16 protein-coding genes and 1 pseudogene are annotated in these 19,305 nt (G+C 55.2%); 16 read left to right on the top strand and 1 reads right to left on the bottom strand.

Annotated features, from left to right (window positions below):
- Positions 1-88 precede the first annotated feature (88 nt).
- From LB462_RS15715 to LB462_RS15655, 13 genes are all read left to right on the top strand, one after another.
- Positions 89-916: a substrate-binding periplasmic protein gene (locus LB462_RS15715; RefSeq protein ID WP_224509641.1), complete on the top strand. Its 828-nt coding sequence runs from the start codon at positions 89-91 to the stop codon at positions 914-916.
- A 130-nt stretch (positions 917-1,046) separates the two neighbouring features.
- Positions 1,047-1,712 (top strand): amino acid ABC transporter permease, encoded by a 666-nt coding sequence (locus tag LB462_RS15710; protein WP_224509638.1) that lies wholly within the window; start codon positions 1,047-1,049, stop codon positions 1,710-1,712.
- Positions 1,709-2,365 (top strand): amino acid ABC transporter permease, encoded by a 657-nt coding sequence (locus LB462_RS15705; protein WP_224509635.1) that lies wholly within the window; start codon positions 1,709-1,711, stop codon positions 2,363-2,365. Before LB462_RS15710 ends, LB462_RS15705 begins: the two co-directional genes overlap by 4 nt.
- 5 nt (positions 2,366-2,370) lie before the next feature.
- On the top strand, positions 2,371-3,138 hold the full coding sequence (locus LB462_RS15700) for an amino acid ABC transporter ATP-binding protein (protein ID WP_224509632.1): 768 nt from the start codon (positions 2,371-2,373) through the stop codon (positions 3,136-3,138).
- A gap of 208 nt (positions 3,139-3,346) precedes the next feature.
- Complete coding sequence (locus LB462_RS15695) at positions 3,347-4,873, top strand: CoA-transferase (RefSeq protein ID WP_224509629.1); 1,527 nt, start codon at positions 3,347-3,349, stop codon at positions 4,871-4,873.
- A gap of 10 nt (positions 4,874-4,883) precedes the next feature.
- On the top strand, positions 4,884-6,599 hold the full coding sequence (locus tag LB462_RS15690; RefSeq protein ID WP_224509626.1) for an FAD-binding protein: 1,716 nt from the start codon (positions 4,884-4,886) through the stop codon (positions 6,597-6,599).
- Between the two features lie 23 nt (positions 6,600-6,622).
- Positions 6,623-7,543 (top strand): dihydrodipicolinate synthase family protein, encoded by a 921-nt coding sequence (locus LB462_RS15685; RefSeq protein WP_224509623.1) that lies wholly within the window; start codon positions 6,623-6,625, stop codon positions 7,541-7,543.
- Positions 7,544-7,636: 93 nt separating this feature from the next.
- Positions 7,637-9,148, top strand: coding sequence for an aldehyde dehydrogenase (NADP(+)) (locus tag LB462_RS15680; RefSeq protein WP_224509620.1), 1,512 nt, complete (start codon positions 7,637-7,639; stop codon positions 9,146-9,148).
- 424 nt (positions 9,149-9,572) lie between these two features.
- A complete protein-coding gene (locus LB462_RS15675) occupies positions 9,573-10,571 on the top strand; it encodes a sterol desaturase family protein (protein WP_224509619.1) in 999 nt (332 codons plus the stop codon).
- Between the two features lie 37 nt (positions 10,572-10,608).
- The gene (locus LB462_RS15670; protein WP_224509616.1) at positions 10,609-11,934 is read left to right on the top strand and encodes an NAD(P)/FAD-dependent oxidoreductase; all 1,326 of its coding nucleotides are present in this window, start codon (positions 10,609-10,611) and stop codon (positions 11,932-11,934) included.
- 47 nt (positions 11,935-11,981) lie between these two features.
- The gene (locus tag LB462_RS15665; protein ID WP_224509613.1) at positions 11,982-12,818 is read left to right on the top strand and encodes a sugar phosphate isomerase/epimerase family protein; all 837 of its coding nucleotides are present in this window, start codon (positions 11,982-11,984) and stop codon (positions 12,816-12,818) included.
- Between the two features lie 63 nt (positions 12,819-12,881).
- Positions 12,882-14,009, top strand: coding sequence for an S-(hydroxymethyl)glutathione dehydrogenase/class III alcohol dehydrogenase (locus LB462_RS15660; RefSeq protein ID WP_224509610.1), 1,128 nt, complete (start codon positions 12,882-12,884; stop codon positions 14,007-14,009).
- A gap of 41 nt (positions 14,010-14,050) precedes the next feature.
- Positions 14,051-14,374, top strand: coding sequence for a MocE family 2Fe-2S type ferredoxin (locus LB462_RS15655; protein ID WP_224509607.1), 324 nt, complete (start codon positions 14,051-14,053; stop codon positions 14,372-14,374).
- 6 nt (positions 14,375-14,380) lie between these two features.
- On the opposite strand, the gene LB462_RS15650 is transcribed toward LB462_RS15655, so the two are convergent.
- Positions 14,381-15,607 carry an NAD(P)/FAD-dependent oxidoreductase gene (locus tag LB462_RS15650; RefSeq protein ID WP_224509604.1) on the bottom strand — a complete coding sequence of 409 codons (1,227 nt, stop codon included), beginning with the start codon at positions 15,605-15,607 and terminating at the stop codon, positions 14,381-14,383.
- A gap of 298 nt (positions 15,608-15,905) precedes the next feature.
- On the opposite strand from LB462_RS15650, the gene LB462_RS15645 reads away from it, so the two are divergent.
- The 3 genes and pseudogenes from LB462_RS15645 to LB462_RS15635 form a co-directional block, all read left to right on the top strand.
- Entirely contained in the window at positions 15,906-16,901 is a 996-nt protein-coding gene (locus LB462_RS15645) for a LacI family DNA-binding transcriptional regulator (protein ID WP_224509601.1), read from the top strand.
- 456 nt (positions 16,902-17,357) lie between these two features.
- A complete protein-coding gene (locus LB462_RS15640) occupies positions 17,358-18,743 on the top strand; it encodes an ABC transporter substrate-binding protein (RefSeq protein ID WP_224509599.1) in 1,386 nt (461 codons plus the stop codon).
- Between the two features lie 113 nt (positions 18,744-18,856).
- Positions 18,857-19,284: pseudogene (locus LB462_RS15635) on the top strand (ABC transporter permease subunit); the annotation flags it as partial.
- Positions 19,285-19,305 lie beyond the last annotated feature (21 nt).

The raw sequence follows: 19,305 nt of genomic DNA, 5'->3' as shown, positions 1-19,305 counted from the left end.
TAAGTTTCGCGGCGATCGGGGAGTAGCGAACGCCAGTCAAATGGAAATTCGGCCGACCAATTCGGCGAAATGAGGAGGAGAGACCAAAATGAGAATGAAATTTGTCAGCGGCCTTACGGTCGCCTTTTATACTGTGGCGGCAACGATCTGCTGGGCAGCAGACCTTCCTGCTCCCGGGCAGAGCCCTCGGATCGATGCGATTAAGGATGCCGGCGTAATTCGCGTCGGCGTGTTGCACAACATGCCCTGGCTAGTGGAGAATACCAGTGGCGAGGGCGAAAGGTGGAGTGGCCCCGCATGGTTGCTCGCAAATGAATTTGCTTCGCAACTTGGTGTCCGCCTCGAAGCTATCCCGGTCAGCCACGAAACCAAAATTCCCGCCCTTGCGGCCAATCAGGTCGACATTACGATCACGCCTTTAGGAGAGTCACCCGAGCGATTGAAAGTCGTCGACTTCGTGCAATATTCGACCACCAGTGTCTGCATGTTCGGTCTGAAGAACAATCCGAAATTCTCGGAGGCTAAATCCGTGGATGATCTCAACAAGCCGGATCTGACGATTGCCTTCCTCCTAGGTGCTGTCGAGGAAACCTGGGTTAAGAAGCGGTTCGACAAGGCGCAGCATCGGGGCATCATCACATCGTCGGTCGTTCCAATCGACGACATCATGTCAGGTCGCGCGGACTCGGCACCAATTAACCGGGTGCAGTGGCCGGCCTTGCAGGCAAAACTTCCCGCGCTCGGCATCCTGCCATCCGAGAACAATTGCCAGGACAGTAAAGAAAAAGCTCAGTCCATCGGCATGGCAATCGACAAGGGTCAGGACGTGTTTCTTCAGTGGCTAAGGGCCACGACCGCCGAAGTCATGCCGAAAGTGCAGGAAGAAGAAAAAAGAGTGATCGCCGAGCGGCTCTAGGTTTCGAACTGCGCTTGAGGTCGCGCACGGCGGTCTGTCTTGGACAAAATCAGTCGTGATTATCTCGGGCAGGCTGCTGTATGCCCGAGATGGCCTCTCGCGACCGCGTTGTTTGCATATGGAGGATGAAATGGAATTCGATTTTTCTCCCATTTTTGAGAACTGGAGATATCTGCGAGATGGGCTCCTGATCACAATTTCACTATCCGTTCTGTCGATCATCGCGGCCAGTATCTTGGGCGGTGCGATCGGTCTGGCAAGGGTCTACGGACCACGCTGGTTAGCTGGAGTTCTAGCTTTCTATGTCGACAGTGCACGGTCAATCCCAGCGCTTGTAGTGCTGATTTGGATGTACTTCGCCTTTCCCTTGATGGTCGGAATTTCGCTTCCCCCGTTCTGGGCTGCTTTCATCGCCCTCAGCGCCTATATTGCGGCTTATATCTCGGAAATCGTGCGTGGCGGCGTACTGTCCATTCGATCCGGGCAAACCCGAGCCGCAAAAGCCTTGGGTATGAGCCAAAACCAAACAATCTTGAAGATCATTCTGCCGCAAGCAGTAGTAAGAATACTGCCCCAATACGGCAATATGCTTTCGATCACTGTGAAGAACTCTGCCATATGCTCGGTGATTGCAGTTCCAGACTATCTTCAGAATTCTGGAATTGTTGCAGCTCAGACCTATAGGCCGTTAGAAATCTACACGGTGGCTCTCATCGTCTACATAGCGATGATCTTGCCTCTGACGCGATCAACGGACTGGCTTTATTCACGGCTCTCACATCTGGGGCGGTCATGAATCTCGATTGGTCGATAGTCTGGGAATACCGGTGGGCTTTCCTTTTCGGCGTGATGAACACCGTTTTGCTGGCTGTGGTTACGATGTTGGTCGCGATCCCCGGAGGAATCGTGATCATGCTCATGCGAAATTCTCCGGTGCGGGCTTTGCGGGGAATTGCCACAGTTTACGTAGAGACCTTCAGAGCGACGCCACTCATCTTGCTCGTCTATTGGATTTTCTACGTTATGCCGCGATTCGGCGTCCATCTGCCGCCGTTTCTCACCGGCGTGGTGGCCCTCTCGCTCATTGTCTCGGCCTACAATTCTGAGACATTTCGCGCCGGCGTCAATTCAATCCGGAAAGGCCAGAGCGACGCTGGACTGGCCTTAGGTATGAGCAAATGGCAATTGCAAGTAAAAGTTATCCTGCCACAAGCGCTCCGTCGGGTCCTGCCAGCATTCAGCAACACTTGGGTCTCGCTTTTCAAGGACACGTCCCTCGTCTCTGTGATCGCGGTGAGCGAATTGTCCTATGTGTCGCTTCAGGCCAGGGCAGAAAGCTTCCGCATATTCGAAATTCTGACGGCGATGGCTGCGATTTACTGGTGCCTCGGATATCCGCAGGCAAAGTTGGTCGATTGGCTGAATAGGAAATATGAGGTGAAGGAATGAGCCGTATGGATCATCAAAGAAACGCAATCGGCAAGCCGCCAATAGTCACCTACAACAATGTGGAAAAGTGCTACGGCGACTTCACGGCACTGAATGGAGTGACGGCCGAAGTCAACAGAGGCGAGGTTGTCTGCTTGATCGGTCCGTCGGGCTCCGGGAAGTCGACTCTGCTTCGGTGTACCAATGCACTTGAGCAGATCAACGGCGGTGAAATAATCTTCGATGGCGCGCCGCTACCCAAAGGTGAAAATAACGTCAGGCTGGTGCGACGACGGATGGGAATGGTTTTTCAGAGTTTTGAACTATTCCCGCACATGACCGCCATCGAAAACATCAATTGTGCCCCGGTCACGGTTCTCGGCATGCCGAAACGCGAGGCCGAAGAATTGTCCTACTCGCTTCTGAAGAAAGTCGGACTTGTCGAAAAAGCGCACAGCTATCCCTCGATGCTGAGCGGCGGGCAACAGCAAAGGATTGCGATCGCGCGAGCTTTGGCAATGGGCCCCGAAGTGATGCTGTTTGACGAACCGACGTCGGCATTGGATCCGGAAACCGTGGGCGAAGTCTTGAGCGTCATGTCTGATCTCGCTGGCGAGGGAATGACCATGATTGTCGTGACCCATGAGATGAGTTTTGCGCGCCGCGTCAGTGACTGGATCATGGTTTTCGACAAAGGACGGGTCATCGAGGAAGGCCGACCAGACAATATTTTCAAACACCCGACCGAGGGCAGAACGAAGGAATTCCTACGCCACGTTGGCGTGGAAGTTTGAGGAACTAAGCGTCGAATCCAGAGAGCCGTGTATTTTTTGCGGGGAAACAGGACAAAATGGAAAAGAAACGCGGGATCAAAAGTTCGCACGCCGCTCGATCGACGAGGTACCGCGCAACTCCCTGCCCCCTTAGCAAGATCGCTTGGCAAACCTCAACAACGTCCAATGGGCTTGATCGAGCCGTAGTGCTTGTGACTCAGGAGAAAAAATGAAAATTGTAAAAATACTGACGGCCGGTGAGGCAGCCGAGCTTGTTTCGGACAGCAACGTCCTGGCCATTGGCGGCTGCGAAAATGTCCTCGCACCCGAGGCTTTGCTGTCTGCCCTCGGCCAACGCTTCGTCGACACCGGGTCTCCGCGAAATTTGACGGAATTGCACCCTGTTGTCGTCGGCATGGGCGAAGGACGCGGCCTTGAATCTCTGGCGCACAGAGGACTTGTCGCTCGGGCGATAGGCAGCAGTTTTAGTTTTCTGAAAACATCGAAATATACTGCTCTTCTGAAAGAAGACGCCTTTGAAGCGCATATCCTACCGATGGGTACCATTTTCCAGATGCTCCGCGATCGTGCTGCCGGGAGATCGCGCACCATTACCTCGGTCGGGCTGGGCACGTTTGTCGATCCTGAGATCGAAGGCGGCCGTGTAAACGGAGCAGCCAAGACGTCACTTGCGCGCCGGATTGAGATCGAGGGCGAAACCCATTTGGCTTACGAGGCGCTTCCAATCGATGTCGCCTTCATTCGTGGAACTTGCGCCGACGAAAACGGGAATATCAGTTTCGAGGACGAACCCGTATCTCTCGGGGCCCGTGCCATCGCACAGGCAACCAAGGCGTCTGGGGGAAGGGTCATCGTTCAGGTCCGGCGGGTGACCCGCGCGGGAACGATACATCCCCGGATGGTCGAAATTCCCGGGATTTTCGTTGACGCGATTGTCGTTGTTCCGGATCAAGCCATTTCCGGTGGCGCTATGAATCCCTTTCTGACCGGACAATACCGCCTGCCCTTGAACAGTATGCGATTGGTCGGGAAGGGCGTCGCCAGGATTATTGCAAGCAGAGCCACCGAGGAAATAAGCGATGGAGAAACTGTCAATCTTGGGGTCGGGATGCCGATCGAGATTCCCGCTATCCTGCATGAATACGCCACATGCCCTCACACAACCTTTTTCCCGGAGCATGGCTCTATCGGAGGAGTTCCAGGCGAACGCGCCATTTTCGGAACCAACATAAATCCCGACGCGATCATCGACAGCACCAGCGTATTCGATTCTTTCCAGGGCGGGGCGCTTGATGCGACATTTCTGGGCTGTGGTCAGATCGACGCCTACGGCAACGTGAATGTCAGCAAGTTCAACGGCATCATCCCCGGATGCGGGGGTTTCATCGATATCGTAAGTCGGACGCCCCGCGTGACGTTCTGTGGGTCGTTCAATGCCGGTGGTCTGGATATCTCGACAGAGTCAGGAAGGCTGAACATCCACTCTGAGGGCCGCTTCTCCAAGTTCGTGCCCGATGTCGAACAGATCACGTTTAACGCCCAGGTTGCCACTGGCAAGGGTCAGACGGTCAAATATATAACTGAACGCGCGGTTTTCCGACTAATCGGCGGAGGTCTCGAACTCTTTGAAGTAGCGCCCGGAATAGACGTCCGTCGCGACGTACTCGAGCAAATCCCGTTTGAAGTCACCGTTTCAGATCAGCTTGCTGAAATGGCGAGACGTCATTTCCAGTGAGGAGCGTACCATGAAAAACCATCGGACCATTGAAACGGATGTTCTGGTCGTTGGCAGCGGCGGGGCTGCACTTCGGGCAATTCTGGCCGCAAGCGACGCGGGCGCCGACGTGCTGGTCCTGGTGAAGAGCGCCTTTAGCAAGAGCGGCGCCACCTTTCACAGCGTCGCCGAGGTCGGAGCCTTCAACGTGCCTGACGGGGCTGGAGACTCGACCGACAACCCAGAGGTATTTCGTGGCGATATCTTGTCCGCAGCACAGGGTGTGGCCGACAGCCGGTTGGTCGACGTTCTGGTCAACGAGGCCGAATCCGCGCTGCATTTCCTCGAGAAGTATGGCGTGCACTTTGAACGTCAAGACGACAACTACCTGGCATTCCGAGCCTGTTTCTCGTCGAAGCCGCGGTCGCACGTGATCAAAGATCATTTCAAGCCGATCGTCAAAGCACTTGGCCAGGAGGCCAGTCGCCGGGGAATCAAAGTCATCGACAAAACGATGGTCGTTGGACTCTTGACCTTGGAGAACACCTGTCACGGAGTGTTCGCGTTGGACGAAAAAGGGGAGCCAGTTATCGTTCGCGCAAAATCTGTCATCATGACGACCGGCGGCGCTAGTCAGTTGTTCGCTACTAACCTTTACCCGTCCGACATCACCGGTGACGGCTACGCAATGGCCTGGCGTGCCGGCGCGCAGCTTGCGAACATGGAATTCATGCAGGCTGGCGTCAGCATCATCGATCCGTTCATCAACTTATTCGGAAATTATCTCTGGGCCGCATCGCCATCACTGACCGACAGGGACGGTCAGCCATTCTTGACGGATTACATGCCGTCGGGCCTTTCTGTCGGAGAAGTATACGCGGAAAAAGAACGACATTTTCCTTTCTCGTCTTCCGATATCTCCCGTTTTGTCGAGGTTTCGATCCAGAATGCCGTGAATGAGGGCCGTGCGACGGACAAAGGGGGCGTGTACCTCGATTTCCTCGGAACCGATTTCGAGACCGTCCTGAATGACAAGAGCCATTCGATTTCACGTATGTGGCCCCTAACATATGACTGGTACAAGGAGCGGGGGGCCGACCTTTACAAGGATGCCGTCCAGGTCACCTGTTCCGCTCATGCGATCAACGGGGGACTGCGCATCGGGCTCGACGGGGACTGCTCGCTCCAGGGGCTTTTCGCGGCCGGCGAGACGGCGGCAGGCCCGCATGGAGCGGATCGTCTTGGCGGCAACATGGCGATGACCTGCCAAGTGTTCGGAGCGCGCGCAGGCAAAGCTGCGGCGGCAAGGGCAAAGAAGATCTCTCTAGCAGAAGTGCCGAAGGCGATTGCCGAACAGGAGGAGTATCTTGCAGGCTTCCGGCGCACTGGCGCGCATACGGGCGCCGAAGTTCGCGCACGGCTACAGATGACAGCGAATCGCAACCTCCTTGTCATACGCGACGAAGCCGGATTGCGGGCTCTGCTGAATGAGCTTGATAACCTGCAAGACATCCTCAAGACAGACACTGACGCACCCACGCGCGACGCGTTCGTGCATTTGATCGAAACCGACAATCTAATCGAATGCGGACGGATGATGGCACGCGCCGCGCTGAACCGGAAGGAAAGTCGTGGAAGCCATTATCGAAAAGACGCCCCCGCGTCGGAGACCAAATTGGCGCTCAGCCAGATCATCGACAGGAACGACCCAACGGGTAGTTTCTTTGCCCGGCTGGAAACACTGTGACGCAACCACGAAAGAGAACCTAAATGATCCAGGCTCCGTTAACCGGGATCCTCCCGGTTGCCCCAACACCCTTTAACGTCAATGGCACCGTGGACGAAGAGGGGATGCGCCGAGTCCTCGACTGCATGATCGATCAAAGTGTCGACGGCATATGTATTCTCGCTAACTATTCCGAGCAGTTCGTGCTGTCGGACGAGGAGCGTGCGAAACTCACTCGTATCTCCCTCGAACACATCGCCGGTCGCGTGCCTGTCATCGTAACAATCTCGCATTTCTCCACACAGATCGCAGTGGACCGCGCAAAATACGCCGAAAGCCTCGGCGCCTCTATGCTGATGATGATGCCGCCCTATCATGGAGTCGGTCTCGTGCCCGCCGAACAGGGCATCATTGAACACTTCCAAGCCGTCTCTGACGCCATCTCGACCCCGATCATGGTACAAGATGCGCCGCTTTCGGGCGTGGTTCTGCCGGTTCCGCTGCTCGCCCGCATGGCGAAGCAGATCGAGAATGTATCCTACTTCAAGATCGAAACTCCCTTTGCCGCCGACAAGCTGGCGGCACTGATCGAACAGGGTGGCAGGGACATCGTTGGGCCGTTCGACGGCGAGGAAGCCGTCACGCTGCTTGCCGATTTGGACGCGGGATGCACCGGTACAATGACGTCGGCCATGTTCCCTGAAAAGATCCGTCCCATCGTGTTAGAGCACCGCGCCGGTAATCTCGATGCGGCGCTCAGGCAATGGGAGACATGCCTGCCGCTGATCAATCACGAGAACCGTCAGTGTGGCCTTCGCGCCGCCAAGACGGTGATGATGGAAGGCGGGGTCATCAAAAGCGACTACGTCCGCCATCCGCTGAAGCCTATGTCCGACCGCACAAAGGCACGGCTTTTGTCTCTTGCCCGCGAACTCGACGTGCTTGCGCTAAAATGGGGCAAATAAGACATTCAACTTGAATTGCTCGCCGGTAAATCCGATGGGAGGCGGGAGCGAAATCCTGCATTCTTGAATTGCAGACCGAAAGGAGCGTCGCGCATGCTGACTGGCAAACACTTGATCGCAGGCGAATGGGTTGGCGGAGAGACGATGTTTTCCTCCGAGCCGGCAGAGGGTTCGGCAGGCAGCTATGCCGTCGCCGGGCCTACCGAAGTCGAACGAGCCGCAGCCGCAGCCGAAGACGCCTTCTGGTCCTACGGCTATTCGACACGAGCGGAGCGCGCCGCTTTTCTCAACCGCATCGCTGACGAGATCGAGGCGCGCGGCGAAGCGATCACTGAGATAGGCTCAGCCGAAACGGGACTGCCCGGCGCGAGGCTTCGAGGCGAGCGCGGCCGCACCACCGGCCAGCTGCGCCTGTTCGCAAGCCATATCGAGAAGGGCGACTATCTCGACCGCCGGCGCGACGCCGCTCTGCCCGACGGGCAGCCTCTAGCGAGGCCGGATATCAGGCTGATGGAACGGCCTGTCGGCCCTGTCGCAGTCTTCGGCGCGTCGAATTTTCCGCTGGCGTTTTCGACGGCGGGCGGCGATACCGCCGCAGCGCTCGCCGCTGGCTGTCCCGTCGTCGTCAAGGGCCACTCCGCCCATCCCGGCACTGGCGAGATCGTTGCCCAGGCAATCGATGCGGCTATAAAGGCGACCGGGATTCACCCGGGCACGTTCTCGCTGCTTCAGGGGAACAACCGCGAGCTTGGCTCGAGCCTGGTCAAGCATCGGCTGATCAAGGCTGTCGGTTTCACCGGATCGTTGGGCGGCGGACGGGCCCTGTTCGACCTGTGCGCCGGCAGACCCGAACCCATTCCCTTCTTCGGCGAGCTCGGCTCCGTCAATCCGATGTTCGTGATGCCCACTGCAGGGAAAGCGCGCGGCGAGGCCATTGCCAAGGGCTGGGCCGGTTCGCTCACCCTGGGTGCTGGGCAGTTCTGCACGAATCCCGGCGTTGTCGTCATGGTCAAGGGCGGTGACGCGGATGCATTCGTCAACGCCGCTGTCGCAGCGCTTGAGCCCATCGGTGCGCAGACCATGCTGACCGATGGCATTGCGGCTGCATATCGCAGCGGGCGCGACAGCATTCGTGCCACAGGTGGGGTCCGGGAAGTCCTGACCTCGATGTGCGACCTGAGGAACGCGACGCCGTATTTGTTCCTGACTTCCGGCGCGAATTGGCTTGCGAACCACGTTCTCGGCGAGGAGATTTTTGGTCCGCTCGGTCTCGTCGTCATGGTCGAGGATCTTGGCGAAATGGAAAAGATCGCCCGCAGTTTCCAAGGTCAGCTTACCGCGACGGTCCACATGGACGATGCGGACGGTCCTCAAGCGAAAAAACTGATGCCGATCCTCGAGCGAAAGGCAGGCCGCATTTTGGCAAACGGCTATCCAACCGGCGTCGAAGTATGCGACGCGATGGTTCATGGCGGCCCGTATCCTGCGTCAACAAATTTCGGTGCAACTTCCGTCGGCACACTGTCGATCCGCCGCTTTCTGCGCCCCGTCTGCTATCAAAACATTCCGGATGAGATGCTGCCGGAGGATTTGTCGGACATTTGACTGGCGATTGGGTAGCAGTAAGAGATGACGTTACCGCCCGGTACAGTCTGATGGAAACGCCCTTCGACTGCGTAAGCACGGATTGTGGGATGGTACCCCGCAGCCCTAAATGCAGTGGATCGTGGGAACACCTGGACGACGCCGAGGTAATCGAGATCTGGCGCGACCGATTCGCGCGCGCACGTGTACCTACGACAACAACAGGAACTTATATAAGGCCTCGGTTCCCGAACTTTGGAAATGTACGATGTTCAAGCATTTGAGTTCGGATGGAGCAAGTTTTGAGGGCTTCCCGAACAGCGTGAAGCTGAGAATGAGGGGAAACCCTCAAATTCCGACTGGCAGTATATTTCTTCAAGAGTAATCATCGACTTGAGTTATACCGCTCACTATGCGGGCACCAAACGCCATGGGAGGAGAAAAAATGGCAGATATAAGTGACGCTGATAGACCCGATACTGGTGGGTGGATACCACCTGTTGTCGAAACGCCTCCTGTGTTTGTTTGGCCGCCGAAACCAGGCGCCTTTCTCAAATTTATTTTTGGCTGGGGGGGATATCTTTTCCCTTATAATGCCTTTTACATGCTCGTTTCCGTGGGTATCTGGTGGTTCCTGATACCTGATCTCCAGCAGATGAAAAATTTCGAGGTCGGGTGGATATCCAATCTGTTCATCCAGAACTTTATTATTCTCCTGGTTTGGACCAGTTTTTGGCACATTCGACTCTACGTAAGGCGGTCGCAGGGTACTGATTTCAAGTACAACGCACGCTGGCCGAAGGACAGCGAAACGTTCCTGTTCGGCAAACAGCTCTTTGACAACATGTTTTGGACGTTGTTCAGCGGGGTTCCAATTTGGACCGCCTACGAGGTGGTCACATTTTGGGCAATGGCAAATGGCTACATACCGTATCTGGATATGGAGGCGCATCCGGTCTATTTCGGTATGTGCATGTTTTTGGTCGCATTCTGGCGCGAAGCGCACTTCTATGTGGTTCATCGCCTGATGCACTCCTCGCTACTATATAAGCTGGCCCACAGCGTGCATCACCGAAATTCCAACCCCACTCCTTGGTCGGGGTTGTCGATGCACCCAATCGAACACGTGATCTACTATTCCAGTGTTCTCATCCAGTGGGTCATCTACTCGAACCCATTGCTGGTGGTTTATCACCTTGTGCACCTCAACTTCGCTCCTGCCCCTGACCACAGTGCCTTCGGTCGGATGGTCGTGAACGGAAAGGTCGAGATAGATTTGGCGACCTATATGCACTATCTGCACCACCGCTATTTTGAAGTGAACTACGGCGGTGATGGCTCGGTTCCCTTTGATCGCTGGTTTGGTACCTGGCATAATGGGACAGCAGAAGCTCACGCTGCAATGAACGAGCGCTTCAAGAAAAAACGCCCGCCTTCTTCATGAAGCAGTCAGGTCATACGGCTGCAGACTCTCGAATTTGATGAAGTCTGATGTCGGCCAGGCGGAAGATTGGCCGACATCCACCTTTACTCTTAACGACGCACCTGTGGAGAAGAACTTGTCCGAACATGGAATGGTCATAGTCGGCGCAGGCCACGCGGGTGCTCGCGCCGCAGAGGCCTTGCGAAAGAACGGATGGAGCGGAAAGCTGACAATCGTGGAAAGCGAAGACGCTATGCCCTATGAAAGGCCGCCCCTTTCGAAGGCGGTTCTGTCCGGCACCAACAGCTTCGAAAAATATCCGATTCTTGTCGACGGTTTCTTTGCTGCCAATGGTATCGAGCATATTCGCGATACCACTGCGCTTTCGATTGATCGGAATTCGCATCTGATTGAGCTTTCCAATGGTGCGGAGCTTCCCTACCATCGGCTGCTCTTGGCGCCTGGCGCTGAGCCTCGACGTCTCAACGTCATAGGAAGTGATTTAGGTAAGATTTCCTTCCTTCGCTCTGCTTCTGACGCGAATAGACTCGCGAGTTGGCTGCAGGAGAGTGCAAAGGTCGTGATTGTCGGCGGCGGTCTTATTGGCCTCGAGGCTGCAGCAAGCGCTATCGCAAGGAAGTGTGACGTAACCGTAGTAGAGCTCGCAAACCGTTTGATGAACCGGGCCGTGCCGGAAAAGATCGCGCTGGCAGCGAAACTTCGCCACGAAAAAGAAGGCGTGTGCTTCAAACTTGGTTGCGCTGTTAAAGAAATTAATGGTGTCAATAATGTCTCATCTTTGCGGTTGAGTACCGGGGAGATTTTGGAGTGCGACGTCGTCCTGATTAGCGTAGGCGTTGAGCCAAGGGTTTCCCTAGCTCAAGCCGCAGGCTTGGATATTGACAATGGGATTGCCGTTGACAAGTACCTGAGAACCAGTGATGTCTCAATCTATTCGGCAGGTGACGCCTGCTCGTTTGCGGACGAGGCGTCGGGTGAACGGATTCGGCTCGAATGTTGGAAGAACGCCGAGGATCAAGCCTACGTGGTCGCCAAAAACATGCTCGGCGGCGAACAGATCTACTCAACTTCGCCATGGATGTGGTCCGATCAGTACGAAAGCACTATCCAAATAGCTGGATTCCCAGCAAGGGGACCTTTCATCACCGAGCGCGTCTGCCTGGACGGTTCATTATTGCTATTCCATATGACAGAGACTGGCCACATAGCAGGGGTTAGTGGATTTGGCTCGCTCCGGGAGGTCGGGCGTGGCGTTCGTTTTGGCCAGCTTATGATTCAACGAATGCTCACTCCGGGCGTTGGTGATCTTTGTGATTACACCGTTGACCTTAGAAGTCTGATTGTTCCTGCGGTGGTGGCCTGACGATCCATCGGATCAGGTGGCCAGAGGACGGCGTTTTGGGAGGACCTATGCAGAAGCTTTTAGTTTTTCAATCAATGTGGGCGATGGAGCGTCGACACAGCGATGGCTATGAGGCATCGGTTGAGCAGAAAATCGAAAAAATACACGCCGCAGGCTTTGACGGCATAAGCGCCGACTGGAGAGATCCACAGCAGGTAAGACGCATGTCGGCTCTCCTCAGGGCGTCCGGCTTACGGGCCGAAGGTCAGTGCTTCCCCAAAACCGTTGATGATTTGAAGCCGGTGCTCGAAAATGCCGTCGAGAGCGGACTGCACCATCTCGACATCCAGCCCGACGTTAGACCGCGTCGGATTCAAGACTGTATTCCTTTGCTGGAGGGTTGGCGCAGGCTGGCCGAGGAAGTGGACTTTCCTGTCTATATAGAAACCCATCGCGACCGAATGACCACCGACCTCTACTTCACGCTGGATTTACTGGATTGTTTCCCAGACCTGAAACTTCTCGGCGATGTGTCGCACTTTCTGGTCGGTCGGGAATTCGCCTGGCCGATCAATGAGACAGATGACGGTTACATCAAACGAATACTTGACAATTCATGGGCGTTTCATGGACGCGTCGCGAGTCGAGAACAGGTCCAGATCGAAATTTCCTTTCCTCATCATAAGCCCTGGCTCGATCTTTTTCTGGGCTGGTGGGAGTACGGCTTCAAGAGTTGGATGGGGCGCGCAGACCCAAATGCGACTCTGGCATTCGTGTGTGAACTAGGTCCGAAGCCCTACGCCATTACAGGGCGCGACGGCAATGACACGACCGATCGTTGGTCCGAGGCTTTGATGATGCGCGACCTCGTCCGGGATCGATGGGACGGTTTGAATGGTCCATAGCCGTACATCGTTGCATTATTCGTTTTATGAAATGAGCGATAATATTAGTAGATAGGAAAATAAATGGACGTACGCGCCGCTGTAGCTGTTCAGGCCGGAAAACCGCTTGAGATCTTGACAGTGCAACTCGAAGGCCCGAAGGCCGGCGAGGTGTTGGTCGAGGTCAAGGCGACCGGCATCTGCCACACCGACGATTTCACCCTTTCCGGTGCCGACCCGGAAGGCATTTTCCCGGCGATTCTCGGCCATGAGGGCGCCGGCGTCGTGGTCGATGTCGGCCCGGGCGTGACCTCGGTCAAGAAGGGTGACCATGTCATTCCGCTCTACACGCCGGAATGCCGCGAGTGCTATTCCTGCCTGTCGCGCAAGACCAACCTCTGCACCTCGATCCGCGCAACCCAGGGTCAGGGACTGATGCCGGACGGCACTTCGCGCTTTTCGATCGGCAAGGACAAGATCCACCACTATATGGGCTGCTCGACTTTCTCGAACTTCACGGTCGTGCCGGAGATCGCGCTCGCCAAGGTCAATCCCGATGCACCCTTCGACAAAATCTGCTACATAGGCTGCGGTGTGACGACGGGCATCGGTGCCGTCATCAACACAGCTAAAGTCGAGATTGGTTCGACTGCCATCGTCTTCGGCCTCGGCGGCATTGGCCTCAACGTTCTGCAAGGCCTTCGCCTAGCCGGCGCCGACCTGATCATCGGTGTCGATATCAATCCCGACCGAAAGGAGTGGGGCGAGAAGTTCGGCATGACCCACTTCGTCAACCCGAAGGAAGTCGGCGAGGACATCGTCCCCTATCTCATCAATCTGACGAAGCGCAACGGCGACCTAATCGGCGGCGCCGACTATACGTTCGACTGCACAGGTAACACCAAGGTCATGCGCCAGGCGCTGGAAGCCTCGCATCGCGGCTGGGGCAAGTCGGTCATCATCGGCGTGGCCGGCGCCGGCCAGGAAATCTCGACTCGTCCGTTCCAGCTGGTGACGGGCCGCTCCTGGATGGGGACGGCCTTCGGCGGCGCCCGCGGCCGCAGCGATGTGCCGAAGATCGTGGACTGGTACATGGAGGGTAAGATCGAGATCGATCCGATGATCACCCACACGATGCCGCTCGATGACATCAACAAGGGCTTCGAACTGATGCATTCGGGAGAATCGATCCGCAGCGTCGTGGTTTACTGAGGCCGAACAGCAACTATGGACTGTCAAAATGAGGCGTGGAAATGACTGATACAGCAACATGGGTAGCGGCCTGCAAACTCAACGAACTACCAAAGGAAGATGTCAAGCGCTGGGATCATGGCTCAAAGAGCTTCGCCGTATTTCGAACGGCGGACGATAGGGTCTTCGTTACCGACGATATTTGCACACATGAATATGCCCATATTTCCGATGGCTTTGTGATGGGGACGACGGTGGAGTGTCCACGCCACGCCGGCTGCTTCGACTTTCGCACGGGTGAAGCACTGAATCCACCTGCGTGCAATCGACTGAAAACTTACTCAGCTAAAGTCGAGAACGGAACTGTGTTTGTGCAAATTGGGTGAAACGATCTAAAGAAATATGTCTTCAGCGACGCCGTCTTGAAGTGCAGAAAATCTTGGGTGGGCACGAGCAGCGATTGCATGTCGCGCTGCTCGAATATGCTTCCCGATATCACCTGAATCGCCCAAGCCAGTCGTTCCCACAAGTCTCCCAAGCGCATCAACATGGTAGAGAAGAGTGGAGGCGCCAAGATGCTTTGCAATCGCCGATGATGCAAGGTGGGGCAAGCCAACAATCTGCATCGAAAGCTCATATTGATCTGACCAGAAGAAGGGAACTGCGTTGCATGCAGCTTCTTCCCCCAGGATGTTGCTCGCGACAACGCGCGCGTGATCTTCAGCATTTTGCCAAGCTTCGACTCGGATGTGCCGTTCGAATAGCGGATGCCAAAAGGAAGCACAGTCTCCGCAAGCAAAAATACCGTTCACGGCGGTTTCCAAAGATTGTCCCGTGCGTATGCCGACGTCGACCTCGAGGCCCGCAGACTTCGCCAACGCGCCTTCTGCGGAAACACCGACACCCATGACCGCGAGATTGGTCCGAATGTATTCGCCGGACGAAAGAAGAACGCCTTTGAGCTTGCCGGAAGAACTCAGTAGGAATCGTTCGACCATAGAGCTGAAACGGAATTCTACACCCTGTCTCTGATGCCGGCTTAAAAGAGCATCACCAATTTTTCTTGGCGCAATTCGGGAAAGGAGTCTCTCCGTTGCCTCAACCACAACCGTCTTTAACCCAATGCTGGATGCGGCAGCGGCAATTTCTAGGCCGATGAACCCACCGCCAACTATCACCAGTCGCTTGCTCGTCTTGAAATACCTTGAGATTTTGACCGCATCTTTGAATGTTCGCAGGACATGTACGCCCTCAGCTTCCGAGCCCGGAACCGTCAAATGGCGAACGCGAGATCCCGTCGCGAGAACCAGCGAATCATAGGATATTTTTGTCCCATCATCGAGGAGCAACGTTCTACTCTCGATCTGAATGGATTTTGCAGCGGTGCCGGACAGAAATCTGACTTTGTCCCAAGCCGTGTCTTCCGGTCTCCAAAGCAAGCAATCCTCGAGTTGGCTTTTGCCGAGAAGTACACCTTTTGACAAGGGCGGTCTGTTGTACGGTGGAACGGACTCTCGTCCGATGAGAGTGATGTCAAGATCATGATCAGACGCAGCAAGTATTTGCGCGACGCGTCCGCCTGCATGGCCGGCCCCGACAATCACAATTTTCTTTTTCATAAGAGTCTCGTTTTAAGCCGTTGTCGCCTGACCTTATATGATGCTGTCTGGATATTCGATGCAACTATATAGATGCCGATGATTTACAGGACGCCATTCCTATAAAAAGCCCATTCCAGTCCGGATTCATTGGGCTCGCAAAATAGGGTCCTGTAAAAGCTGATTTATGCAGGCAAGTCTTACTCAATTTTACCCAAATCCATCCAGGCTTTTCTTAAATAGTACCTGTTCCCTCGGTATTCCTTCAGGTTCGCGATCCGTCGATCGCTACGAGCCTATATCATGGCAGCCCTGCAGGATGAAGGTAAAGCTAGATGAAGTCGCGAGCCTGGCGAGGGTTGGTCTTGCAACGGTTGATCGCGTGCTCAACGAGCGCGGTGGTGTCGCACCTGCAACGGCCAAAAAGGTCATTGATGCTGCTCGACAGCTGGGGTGGGTGAGAAGCCTTCCTAGTGTTTATCGTACCAACCTCAGATTTGAGGTGCTGCTGGGACGTCGAGAAGTTCCGCTGTTCGCAAAACTGAACGAATTTTTCGAAAAATTAATTCCTTTGGTCAACCACAGTGTAATCATCCAAAGAACGTTCGTAGACCACGCCAAACCTAATCGGCTGGCAAAGGCAATTGCGACAACTAGAAGCGATGCTATTATCGTGTGTGGGCAGGAAGACGATGCTATCCTTGAGGCGATAGCGACAGTTACCTCAGCCGGTGTTCCGGTTGTTGCCATTATGTCAGACCTTCCGACCGCCCCAAGGTTGGCATATGTTGGTATAAATCATCACCGAGCGGGCAGGGCGGCAGCATTTCTGTTATCTCATATGATTCCGCCAGCAGGTTGTTGCGTCGTTCTGTGCCACAGTCTGAAGTATCGAGGCGACTCTGAGCGAATCGGCGGTTTCAGGGAGGCTCTTATGGAGTATCGGCCAGACGCTTCACTCACGGAAGTCATAGAAGCAGGCGAGGATGAGGTGAGAGCACGCATATCGTTGCGTCACAGATTGATTGAAACCAACCACATCGCCGCTGTTTATAATGCGGGAGCGTCAAATAGCCTGGTGGTCGAAGCATTAAATGGAAGAAGCAACATCGCTTTTGTTGGTCACGATCTCATCGGTGAAACCTCCACTATGCTCAGGGATGGGACAATGACCATTGCTATTGAGGAAAATTTGGAGATCCAGGCGCGCCGAGCGATCGATGTTCTACTTCACCGATTTGGTCTGCAGGAACACGCACCCGATGCCACTACATTGCCATTCCAAATTAAAGTACGGGACAGCGTGATTGTCTAAATTTTTGGTTTTAATCGGGAAACAATAGAAGGACCATTCTGACTAGAGAGTTCGCTCTCGTGATTTCACTCGGCCATTAATTGCGGGGTACTGTCAAGGGTCTGCTGCATCCCCACAACCACGCAACCAGGGTCACTGTTCCTTCTGAGATCGTTGCAGGTCCACTGTCATTGAACTTTAATTTCGGCTGCGATTAGGGTTTGCTGAGTACGGCAGCGGCCCATTGTGGCTAACATCGTTTAATTGCTGTTGCCATGCGCCGATGCTTTCTGCCGGATATCGTCAAAGGGTTCCCTGCAAAAGTAGAGACGTGCCGGCAAGCTTACTCAATTTTACCCAAATTCCTCCAGGCTTTCTTAGCTATTTCCTGCTCTCCCTGCGTATTCCTTCAGATGGCAAACCTGGGAACGGAGAGGTGAGCCATGTCAATCTGGCTGAATGCCGAGGGAGGAAAGAATGTACAATTCACTGAGCGTCCTTTGCAGCAACACCGCGCGCACTGCAAAGGGCATTGTACTAGGATCTGCATTGCTCGCAACTACAGGCATAGCAACATCTGCCGCCGCTGAAAACGTGAACTGGCGTCAGTTCGAAGGAACGTCAATCACCTGGGCCTATGACATCCATCCATATGCTGACGCGATTGCTGCTCAGCTACCGGAATTTGAGAAGTTGACGGGCATCAAGGTTGTTCCGGAACTCTATCCCGACGATACCTATTGGAGCAAGCTGACCATACAGCTGACGACTAAATCGCCTGCGTGGGACGTCGTCGGCACGGGTATACAGCCGGCATGGGATCTTGCGCCGGGCGGCGCTCTGGAGCCGTTGAACAAATACCTGGAAGATCCGAAACTTACGGCGTCCGACTACGACTATGACGACTTCTTCCCCGCTCTCCGTTACGCTCTGACATGGAGCATCCAGGATGGCCAGATCAAGCCTGATGACAACGGGCAGGTTTGGGCAATTCCAAACGCGTTCGAGAATATCCAGCTTCTCTACCGCAAGGACATCCTTGACAAGTACAATGTCGCAGTACCGACGACGCCCCAAGAGATGGGCAAGGCGTGTGATACCTTAAAGGCCGCCGATCCCAAGATCACCCCGCTCGGCGTCCGCGGGGTCCGCTTTTGGAGCAGCATCCATACCGCGCCCATTTCGATCGCGAAATCCTACGGCGTGCAAGACTTCTTCGTGAAAAATGGCGAGCTCGACACTGGACTTGATTCCCCAGAATCCATCACTTTCCACAAAGACTACGTGGACATGATCAAGAAGTGCGCCGCGCCATCCTTTGCTAACGACAATTGGTACCAGGTTGTCGATGGCATTTCGTCCGGCCGCACGGCCATGGCGATCGATTCGAATATGTTTGGCTTCTGGAGCGATGTCGCTGGCAAGCCTGCATCCGGAAAGATCGCCTTTGCTCCGCCGCTCCACGCTCCGAACGCGAAGAACTTCGAATCCAACATTTGGACTTGGTCGCTGGCAATGAATGCGGCATCCCAGAAGAAGGACGCGGCCTGGCTGTTTATAGAGTGGGCGACGTCAAAGCAGGTGGATCTAAATGGCGCCGTCGCTGGAAAGCTTGGGAATCCAGCTCGCAGGTCGACGTGGGATGACAAAACCTGGCTTGCTTATGCAGCCAAGCCCGAGTTCAACAATTATGTCGAAAGCTTCAAGGCGACCCAGGACCGGGCAAAGCAACAGTTCACCCCGCGCGTAGGGTTCAGCGAGGCGGTGAATGCCTGGGCGGTCGCCATGCAGAAGATGGTCAACGGCGCCGACGTGGAGACCACGCTGAAGGCGCTGGCTGAAGAAATCCGCGCCGGCCTCTGAGCGAAGAAGGCGGCAGTTTGCTGCTGTCGCCTTCCGTCACCTGGATGGAGATCTCAATGACGCCTCATGTTTCGGAGACCGCAGTAACTGTCTGGCGTTGCGGGATCGTCATCGTCACTTGCTTGTAATGGCTGCTTGCTATGTTCTGCTCGCGCGCACCTCGTTTGGACTGCGCATATGCGCTTCTTTAGAGAAGCCATCACTCGCGCGTGCCTCAGGCATATCGAGCCATACCATTTACAGCATCACCTTTGCATTTGGAGCTGCGCTGGCCGGTCTCGCTGGCGCTCTGATCGTGCCGGTGTTCTCGCTATTCTCGGATCTAGGCATCCGTTTTCTCATTCAAGGCTTCGTCGCCGTCACGGTGGGCGGCGTCGGATCGTTCGCAGGCCCGCTTGCCGGCGCGAGCGTGATTGGCACGCTTAGCGCCGCACTGCTCTGGGTGATGTCACCAGTGATTGCCGACGTCCTTGTATTCGTATTGGCTATTGTGTTCGTCAAATTTCGCCCACGAGGCCTCATATCAGCGAGAGGGGTCTAACGATGTCGAGGAGCGATTGGT

Origin of the sequence: Phyllobacterium chamaecytisi (assembly GCF_020164455.1) — a bacterium.
GTDB classification, from domain to species: Bacteria; Pseudomonadota; Alphaproteobacteria; order Rhizobiales; family Rhizobiaceae; genus Phyllobacterium; species Phyllobacterium chamaecytisi.
This window is presented reverse-complemented; position numbering and strand designations above follow the sequence as displayed.

What these genes read in the sequence shown, in the direction of transcription:
- LB462_RS15715 (WP_224509641.1), top strand. Translation starts at nt 89, where the DNA reads ATGAGAATGAAATTTGTCAGCGGCCTTACGGTCGCCTTTTATACTGTG.
- LB462_RS15710 (WP_224509638.1), top strand. Translation starts at nt 1,047, where the DNA reads ATGGAATTCGATTTTTCTCCCATTTTTGAGAACTGGAGATATCTGCGA.
- LB462_RS15705 (WP_224509635.1), top strand. Translation starts at nt 1,709, where the DNA reads ATGAATCTCGATTGGTCGATAGTCTGGGAATACCGGTGGGCTTTCCTT.
- LB462_RS15700 (WP_224509632.1), top strand. Translation starts at nt 2,371, where the DNA reads ATGGATCATCAAAGAAACGCAATCGGCAAGCCGCCAATAGTCACCTAC.
- LB462_RS15695 (WP_224509629.1), top strand. Translation starts at nt 3,347, where the DNA reads ATGAAAATTGTAAAAATACTGACGGCCGGTGAGGCAGCCGAGCTTGTT.
- LB462_RS15690 (WP_224509626.1), top strand. Translation starts at nt 4,884, where the DNA reads ATGAAAAACCATCGGACCATTGAAACGGATGTTCTGGTCGTTGGCAGC.
- LB462_RS15685 (WP_224509623.1), top strand. Translation starts at nt 6,623, where the DNA reads ATGATCCAGGCTCCGTTAACCGGGATCCTCCCGGTTGCCCCAACACCC.
- LB462_RS15680 (WP_224509620.1), top strand. Translation starts at nt 7,637, where the DNA reads ATGCTGACTGGCAAACACTTGATCGCAGGCGAATGGGTTGGCGGAGAG.
- LB462_RS15675 (WP_224509619.1), top strand. Translation starts at nt 9,573, where the DNA reads ATGGCAGATATAAGTGACGCTGATAGACCCGATACTGGTGGGTGGATA.
- LB462_RS15670 (WP_224509616.1), top strand. Translation starts at nt 10,609, where the DNA reads ATGAAGTCTGATGTCGGCCAGGCGGAAGATTGGCCGACATCCACCTTT.
- LB462_RS15665 (WP_224509613.1), top strand. Translation starts at nt 11,982, where the DNA reads ATGCAGAAGCTTTTAGTTTTTCAATCAATGTGGGCGATGGAGCGTCGA.
- LB462_RS15660 (WP_224509610.1), top strand. Translation starts at nt 12,882, where the DNA reads ATGGACGTACGCGCCGCTGTAGCTGTTCAGGCCGGAAAACCGCTTGAG.
- LB462_RS15655 (WP_224509607.1), top strand. Translation starts at nt 14,051, where the DNA reads ATGACTGATACAGCAACATGGGTAGCGGCCTGCAAACTCAACGAACTA.
- LB462_RS15650 (WP_224509604.1), bottom strand. Translation starts at nt 15,607, where the DNA reads ATGAAAAAGAAAATTGTGATTGTCGGGGCCGGCCATGCAGGCGGACGC.
- LB462_RS15645 (WP_224509601.1), top strand. Translation starts at nt 15,906, where the DNA reads ATGAAGGTAAAGCTAGATGAAGTCGCGAGCCTGGCGAGGGTTGGTCTT.
- LB462_RS15640 (WP_224509599.1), top strand. Translation starts at nt 17,358, where the DNA reads ATGTACAATTCACTGAGCGTCCTTTGCAGCAACACCGCGCGCACTGCA.